The sequence below is a fragment of the Rhodovarius sp. genome, from assembly GCF_040399605.1.
GTDB classification, from domain to species: Bacteria; Pseudomonadota; Alphaproteobacteria; order Acetobacterales; family Acetobacteraceae; genus Rhodovarius; species Rhodovarius crocodyli_A.
In genome coordinates, this window is sequence record NZ_JBBARU010000112.1 from 1 (window position 1) to 8067 (window position 8067).

Consider the following 8067-nt stretch of genomic DNA (forward strand, 5'->3'; position numbering starts at 1 on the left):
CCATGTCGAGCCCTTCCTCGCTCGACTTCCGCGTGTACACGGCGGCGCGGATTTTCCTGACCGTGGCTGGCATCGCGAGCTCGGTGCTGGGTTTGCGCCTCATGCGGCAGCCCTCCGGTTTTTCAGGCCAAAGAACAGCCACCCATTCCAGCGGGTGCCGGTAATGGCGCGTGCGATGGAGGAGAGCGACTGGTAGGGGCGGCCCTGATATTCGAAGCCGTAATGCAACACCGTGACGCTGTGCTCGACGCCTTGGTACTCGCGGATCAGGCGAGTGCCGATGATTGGCATATCGTCGCCGCGGATGCGCCGGAGGGCACCAGCCGCGTTCTCAACTAGGTCATTCCAGGCCCAAGCCTGGATGAACTGTCGCGGGGGCAACACGATCCATCCGTCTTGATCGCCGACAGCAACGTAATCGCCCGCTGCGACGCATAGGGCTGTGAGTGCGCACACCAGGGCGGCGCGGTCATCATGGTTCGTGACCGTGTCCCAGGACGTCATGGTGCGGCAGCCTGGTAGAAAGAAATCTATCAGTGCCTGCAAGCCGCCCGTCTCGGCATGTCTTTGAAAGAAAATGTCCGAACGGGTGCCGCGCGTCACCGCAACGCCAGTGGGCCACGGCAGCATCACACCGAGGAACGTGCTCGGGAACGCCTCTGCGATCGAAGCCGTGTTGATGGCGTGCTCGTGCCGAGCCGGCGCGATTTCCGCTCGACCAGCGATAGAGCGCGCATAGAGGTTCGCCGCTCCGTTCAGACGTCGTCCAACAGGGGTGCTTGATTGGCCTGGCTTCCCAATCTTCCGACCGAGCTCGCGCGTCAGCATCTGCTCCGCTCGGCGATAGCGACCGATCTCATCAAAGCCGCAGCGCAGTGGACCATCGAACGCCGCGCACAAAATTCGTGTGTCCGCGACAGAGGCGGCAAGTGCTTCGCGCCATTCCGGCTCGATGTGCCGGAAACGAGAGATGGACCATGCAAGAGAGCCATCTTGCCAGGACAACCGGCATACGGCGCTCGACCTCCTCTTCGGAGAGTAGCCGACGTCGACACCCAGGACGGATCCACTCGCGGGAAGGCTCATCCGTTTAATTCACCCTCGACGTTCGCTACCGCGCATTGAGAGAATATGTGGAAATTTTGAGTGGCGCTACATCTTCGCACTCCCCAGCAGAATCTGGATTGGGTAGTGTCTCGATAGTCGCTGAAGATGCGGCTGCGGCCAGTGGCTTCCAAGACAGGAATCCGGCCAGTCGAAGCTGAGGCGCAGTACTAATCCAGGGTCCTTCCTGGCCATGTCGTATGCGGGGGGCAAGCGCGCGCCACATCGCTAGCGCCAGGCCAAAAATATGGGTTGCGGTTTGCGACCTTTGCCCGTGGCTTCAGAACCATAGCCTCAACCTGACGCTGGGCCGCTGCCCTTCCCGCTGCTGCAAACTGGATGGCATCATGACGCTCCCCTGGATGGCGGCGAAGATCGTTCTGCGCCCGGTTGCGGAGCTGCGCCCCCATGCCGGCAACGCCCGCGTGCACAGCGCCGAGCAGCTGGAGCAGATCAAGGCCAGCATGCTGGCCTTCGGCTTCACCAACCCGCTGCTGGTGGATGAGGCCGGCGTGTTGATCGCCGGGCATGGCCGGCTCGAAGCCGCGTCGGCGCTCGGCATGGCCGAGGTGCCGATGATCGTGCTGCGGCATTTGTCTGCGGCGCAGAAGGAGGCGCTCCGCCTCGCCGATAATCGCATCGCGGAGAACGCGACCTGGGACCAGGCGCTGTTGCGTGACGCGCTGGCAGCGGTTCAGGCCGTGCCGGAGATCAATCTGGCGGCGCTCGGCTTCTCCGCGACGGAACTGGCAGCCACCCGCAGCTACCTCGAGGGGGGCTTCATGCCTGCACAGTCACAACTGTGACATTATCGCGCCCACCGGCTTCCACCGCTCGGCGCACCATCTCGGCGGCGTCCGCGCCATCGGCGAGGAACGCTGCGATATCGACCTCTGGCAGCTCCTTGAACAGCCCATCACTGCACAGAAGGAAGTGGTCCCGAGGCAGCAACCGGCCATGTGTCTTGTCCAGTTCTAGGTCGCCATGGGCACCCACGGCACGGGTGATGACATTGGCCTGTGGGTGGCTTTCCGCCTCGGCCTCGCTCAGGATGCCAGCATCCACCAGTTCCTGAACCAAGCTGTGGTCATGGGTCACGCGCGAGAGAACGCCATCGCGCAGCAGATAGATCCGGCTGTCACCGGCCCAGAGAGCCGCATAATCTTCGCCGCGCAGCAGCAGTATGGCGACGGTCGAGGCGCTGATGCCGCCACTGCCTTCCATGCGGGCTTGCAGCCTGCTGTGCACATCGGCCAAGCGCCGGCGCAGTTGGGCCAAGATCTCCGCGCCGGACAGGCCGGGCGGGATGCTCTCCAATGCCTCGGCGATCGCCTGGCTGGCGAAGTCGCCCGCGCCATGGCCCCCAGCACCATCGGCCACTGCCCAGAGACCGAGATCGGGCCGGTTGACTAGGCTGTCCTCGTTGCGCTTACGCACCGCGCCGGGATGGCTGGCGGCTGAGCAGTGCGTGCTCATCATGGGTGTGGGTATCTCCAGTAGCCGGGCGAAGCCCTCGGGCGAAGGCATGCTGCCGGTGGCGCCATCGGCTGTCCAAAACTGGCTGAGGCCAGCCAGCGTGGCGTCCAGGTCAGCAGGTGGCAGCGGCGGCAGCATGGCCGCCAGAGCATCAGCATCCAGCCCGCCTGTCCGCGCCGCGAGGGCAGCCTGCTCCAGCGCCGCGAACCAATCCTCTGGCGGCGGCGTGGCCGCCATCGGCAATGTGGCGGCGAGGGTGATGGGGAATTGCCGCCCCATCATATCGGCCGAGGTGGCCAGCACGCCCACCGCCGCCTCCGGCCCGCAAATGCCCGGGGCGAGGCAGAAGCGCCAAACCGGCGCGCGCTCCCATGCTGCGTTCCAGCCATCGCCCAGCATGGCACGGGCGGTGGCCAACCCGCGGCACAGCCATTCATCCCATGGCCGGGCGAAGCTGAGCGGCAAGGCCCGGCGAACGAAGTCGCCATGCGCTGGGATTTTCCCGAACAGGCCGGTGCGGGGCTGGCTCTCCATTCAGCCAGGCTGCGGCACGAAGGCGGGGCAGCGGAATTCCAGCATATCACGCAGTCCGAAGGGATTAATGCTGCTACCGGCCTGTAGCAGAAATTCTACGCTTCGCTCGCCCCGTTGCACCATCAGGCGGAAGCGGTCCGGCGTCGCCGTCGCCGTGAGCCTGTGCAGGAAGACCAGTTTCAGCGTTGACCAGGCGCCATCATAGGCCAAATCGCCCTGGCTAGAGTGCGGGTCGAAGGTCAGCGTCACGGGATGCAGGGCTGGGAAGGACAGGTCTATTGGCCGCCCGCTGCCATCGGGCGTGAGCGCGTGGCGGGAGCCGGATGCGTCGAGCGTGCCCGCCGTCACCCCAGCCGGCAGCCCCTGCGGAAGGAGTTGGAAGCGGAAGCCGTTGGCCACCCCGGTGGGGAAGAAGGCATCACGTATCGCCGCCGCGCGCTGGAACTGCGCGAGGTCGGCGGCTGAGATCGCCGGTGGCAGCCCCTCCACCGCCACTGGCCGCCAAGGCCGCTGGGTCGTGTCGGCATAGGGCCGGATATGCTGCGCGAAGAACTGGTCAAACATGCCGCCGGGGGCAAAGAGTCGGATGAGGTCATCGGCCGGCATGTCCGGTGTATTGGCCATGCGCCGGAAGGGGAAGCGCTGCTCGATACCACGGCAGACTTGGTTGAGGCTGGCGCCACCTCCGCCGCCACCGCTGGCCGCTGCTGCAATGGCGGCCTGTGCGCCACCGGCCCGCGCGCGGCCGGTGGATTGCGCCATGGCGTTCAGCCATGAACGGATGGGCTGAGGCTGGCGCTGGGTTTCGGCCAGCAAACGCTGCCCGGCGTCGAGCCCCATCGTCTGCGGCGGCACGGTCCCAGGTGCTGAATTGGCCAGCCGTGCCACCTGCACATAGAGGTCGTTAAGAATGGCCAATACGCCATCCAATGGCTGACCGCTCGCCTCGCGCAGAGCCTGGAAGTGGGGTTCTACCACCGCCGCCACCGCCGTGGCGCCGCCGGAATTGAGAACTCCCACCGCTGCGGCCAGACGGCTGGCAGTTGCCCCCGCCGCACCAGCAGCGGCAGCGGCGGGCGTGGCCGGCGCATCGGGGGCGGTGCCTGGGGCAAGTTGGCGGGCGATGCTTCGGAGTAGGTCCTTCATCGGGCTATTGGGCGCGCCTAGCAGGTTCAGCGCTTCGGCCGCCGCATTCAGGCTGGCAAAGGGCGGCAAAGCCAGGTCACCGATCATGGCCTCCCAGGCCTGTACGTAATTGGCCGCGTAGAGCGCGAGCACATCGGCCTCCAGTCGGCGCGGGTCGGAGGCGATGGAGGCGGCCTGCGGGCCGAGCACCCAAGCTTCGCTGGCTGCTTCCAGCACCGCCTGCGGCAGGCGGGGCAGCACGGCGCGGTGCAGACCCTCCACGGTGAAGAAACCGGGCACGCCCTCGCTCAAGGGCCGGCCTGATGGGCGGCTGAAAAGGCGCTGGCCGGCCGCGCCCAGAGGCTGCGCTGGCACCCAGGCTTGCGCGTTCTCAGCCAGCGGCCGCAGTCGGGCATAAACCCGCTGCGCCATAGGCAGGCGGGAGAAGACGCGCCGTGCCTCATCAACCAGCGCCCCATCCAGCGGATAGGTGGCCAAGGTGCCGGTCAGCATGGTTTCGAGATGCCGCCGCAGCGCATCGCGCCCTGGCTGGTTGACTGCGCCGGGAAAGCTCTGGCTCCAGTCCAGCGCGAACCATTCCGTCACCAGGCCACGGTCCATCGGCCCCTGCTTGCCCAGCATGAGGTAAACCCGCACGGCCTCGTAGAGGAAATCCGGGCGCTGGATGCCCTCGCGGATTTGCTGCTCCAGCCGCGTGAGAAGACGTGGCAGCAGCACACGATCCAAGACACGACGATAAGCGCTTTCGGCGCCTGAACCCAGTATCTCCTGCTGACTGAGGCGGAAGGCTGGGCCCTCGCCGGCGGCAGCGGGCGGCAGGGCACGGCTTGCTTCGATATAGCCCAACACGCGCGTCAGATCGGGGCTTTGCACCTGATCAAGCGGCTGTGCGCGAGCCGCCTGCTCGGCGGCGACGACGGCCTCGGCCAACTTTTGGCTGCGCACGCCCTCGGCATTTGTGGCCGCCCAGCCCCAGACGATACCAGCCAGCACCAGAAGCAGCGAGGCCGCCCAAGAGCCGATCTGCAGCAGCCGCCCGCGGGCTTCCAGCCTATGATCATTGGCCGCCAGCATGGCCTCATTGAACACGACATCCCTCAGCGGCCGACCGAGGAAATAGGCCCGGCCCTTCTGCCCCATCGCGGCGGAAGGGCGGGAAGGGTCGAGACCGAAGCTGCGCGACAGCGCGCCGGCCAACCGGTCGAGCGGCGAGCCCTCTTGCGTTCCGGAGGTGAAGTAAACGCCGCGCAGGAAGGGCGCCGGATCGAGCTTTGAACCACCGAAGGCAGCCTGGGCAAATTCCTTCAGCGGCGTTTCGACTGACGCGAATTGCGCCGGGAAGCCCGCGATGGCAGCGCGCTGCGAGGGGCCGCGTTCATTCTGCAAGCGCTCGATGAGGCGGAGCATCAGCCGTTCGGACAGTGTCGCGAATTCTGACGAAAACTTCTCCACCCCCTCCTTCACGCCAAAGGTGAAGCCCCAGACCTGTTCGCGGCCCGGCTTGTCGAGGTCGTCGAAGAACTCGGTGAAGCCGGGCAACAAATCAGATTTGGTGATGAGAAAATAGACTGGCAGGCGCTGGCCGAGCTTGGTTTCCAGCTCCTTGATCCGGCGGCGGACAGAACGTGCATGCGCCTCGCGCTGAGCGGCATCGAGGCGGGAGAGCATGTCCATGCCAAAGGCCACCAGCACGCCGTTCAGCGGCTGCTGGGGGCGGTTCTTTTTCAGCAGGTCGAGAAAACGCTCCCAGCCGGCCTTGTCGGCTTCGGCATCGCTGTCCTGGGTTGTGTAGCGGCCGGCGGTGTCGATCAGCACGGCGCGCTCGGTCAGCCACCAGTCGCAGAAGCGGGTGCCGCCCACGCCGGCGACACGCCCTTCGGTCAGCGGGAATTCGAGGCTGGAATTCAGCAGCGCCGTGGTCTTGCCTGAGCCTGGCGGGCCGATGATGGCATACCAGGGCAAGTCATAGAGATAGGCACCCTTGCCGCCGGCCGCATTCTTGAGTTTCGCCAAGGCCTCGGTCAGTTTTTCGCGCAGAGCGGCTTCTTCCTCGGCCGCTGCTTCGTCCTTCTTGGCCTGCGGATCGGCGGCGGTTGCGGCTTTGAGCAGGCCAGCATCACGGCTCTCGCGTTTGCGGCCAAGCAGAAAGCAGGTCAGTGCCCAAACAAGGAACGGGATGATGACCAGCCCGCAGCGCAGCCAGATCGCATCAAACACCTCGCTCAGAAGCGGCGAAAATAGCCAGACCACGACATTCAGCAAGCCCACGCCCAGCAGAGCGCCGAGGGCGGTGACGGAAAAGAAGCTGCGCATCAGCGTGCCCCCCTGAGCAGAATAACCTCGATGCGTCGGTTCTCTTCCCGCCCATTGGCGGTGGCATTGGACGCCAGAGGTTCGGCGTCGGCGCGGCCCTCTGCGGTGAAGCGGGCGGGGCTGCCATTGGCGGCGACGATAAGGGCCATCGCCTCCTGCGCCCGGGCCAGGGATAGGACAAAATTAGAGGGAAAGCGGAGGGTACGAATGGGCTGATTGTCGGAATGGCCCTGCACCTGCACCTGACCAGGCTCGTCGCGCAGCCCCTCGCCTATGCGGCGCAGAATGTCCTGGAAGGCCGGCTCCACCGTCGCGGCGCCGGACCGGAACATGCCGCTGTTGCGGATGCGCACGAGCAGACGCTGCGCATCGCCATCGACGGTGACCAGTCCTTGGCGAATTTCGGGCTCAAGGAAGCGGCGCAGCGTGACGACGGCATCGGGGCGCCGCACGTCGTTGGGCGGCGGCGGAGGCGGCGGCGCGGGCGGCTGTGGCGGCACGGTGCGATTGATGGAAGGCAGGCTGCCAGGCGGCAGCGCCGCCATGCGGGCATAGAGATCTTCGGCCGAAGCCCCGAGTTTTTCCGACAGCCAGTACCAGCCGCCCGCCAGCAATGCTGCGGCGAGAGCGAAGGACACCCAGAAGGGCACCGAACGGCCCTTGGCGCGATACGGCGCATCCGCCCCGCGCCAATGCGGCGATAGCTCCCGCTCCCAATTGCCGCGCAAGGTCTGCAGCAACTGGTAGAGACCTTCCCGCACGCGATCCAGTTCCGCCGTGCCGCGCGGCATCAGGCGATATTTGCCTTGCAGGCCAAGCGACAGCGCCAGGTAATTCACCTCGAGCGCGCCCTTGTATCGGCCGGGGTCCTTCATCATGCCCGTCAGCAGGTCGAAGACACGTTCACCCGACCGGGTCTCCTGATGGAAGGTTGAGACCAGCGATTTTTGCGCCCAGATGCTTTGTGCACCCCAAGGCATGCTCAGCACCACATCATCCAGCGCAGCGCAGAGGACGTAGTGGGCGGCGCGGATTTCCTCAGCTGTGCTGCCCGCGTTGCGCGCATCGGCCTCGAAGGTGCGGAGATTTCGCAGTGCACGTTCGCGCAACTCATCCACCGGTGGCTGGCTGGCGATGCCGGCATTGGCTAGGCGGGCCAGGATGGCGAGCAATGGCGAGGCGGCGGCTGCAAGTGGACCCAGGCCGACCTTGGGGAAGGTCTCGGCTTCTCCGGCGAGGCGAGGGGCAATTGCGCCGGGCTGATGTGGGGGCATGGCACCTTGCGCCACCTGCGCCACCGGCCGCAGGGCCGGGCGCCCCACCACTGTGCGCTCGGCATCATCGGGTTCGCCAAAAGGATTGTCGCTCATGCGCGGATGGCCCAGAGGGAGAGACGCAGATTGGGGAAATCACCGGAGACGTGGATGGCAAAGCCGCCTGAGGTTTGCATCTGCTGCCAATGCGGCGAGCCGCGATCCAGCTCGAAATAGGTCG

The 8067-nt window shown here is 66.0% G+C and carries 5 protein-coding genes and 1 pseudogene; 1 reads left to right on the forward strand and 5 read right to left on the reverse strand.

All coding sequences use genetic code 11. The features are described from left to right. Positions 1–99: 99 nt before the first annotated feature. Positions 100–315, reverse strand: a pseudogene (locus tag ABWP84_RS17410) (DUF2924 domain-containing protein); the annotation flags it as partial. Positions 316–1451: 1136 nt separating this feature from the next. Between ABWP84_RS17410 and ABWP84_RS17415 the strand changes: the two are divergent. Continuing rightward, complete coding sequence (locus ABWP84_RS17415) at positions 1452–1910, forward strand: ParB/Srx family N-terminal domain-containing protein (RefSeq protein WP_353213294.1); 459 nt, start codon at positions 1452–1454, stop codon at positions 1908–1910. Here the strand turns inward: ABWP84_RS17415 and tagF are convergent. From tagF to tssK, 4 genes are read right to left on the reverse strand one after another with little or no spacing between them, the layout of a single operon-like run. Further along, entirely contained in the window at positions 1885–3114 is a 1230-nt protein-coding gene (tagF, locus tag ABWP84_RS17420) for a type VI secretion system-associated protein TagF (protein ID WP_353213295.1), read from the reverse strand. The genes ABWP84_RS17415 and tagF overlap by 26 nt on opposite strands. Further along, positions 3115–6573, reverse strand: a complete 3459-nt coding sequence (gene tssM, locus ABWP84_RS17425; RefSeq protein WP_353213296.1) for a type VI secretion system membrane subunit TssM — start codon at positions 6571–6573, stop codon at positions 3115–3117. Then, a complete protein-coding gene (tssL, locus tag ABWP84_RS17430) occupies positions 6573–7943 on the reverse strand; it encodes a type VI secretion system protein TssL, long form (RefSeq protein ID WP_353213297.1) in 1371 nt (456 codons plus the stop codon). Before tssL ends, tssM begins: the two co-directional genes overlap by 1 nt. Beyond that, positions 7940–8053, reverse strand: coding sequence for a type VI secretion system baseplate subunit TssK (gene tssK / locus ABWP84_RS17435; RefSeq protein WP_353213298.1), 114 nt, complete (start codon positions 8051–8053; stop codon positions 7940–7942). Before tssK ends, tssL begins: the two co-directional genes overlap by 4 nt. Positions 8054–8067 lie beyond the last annotated feature (14 nt).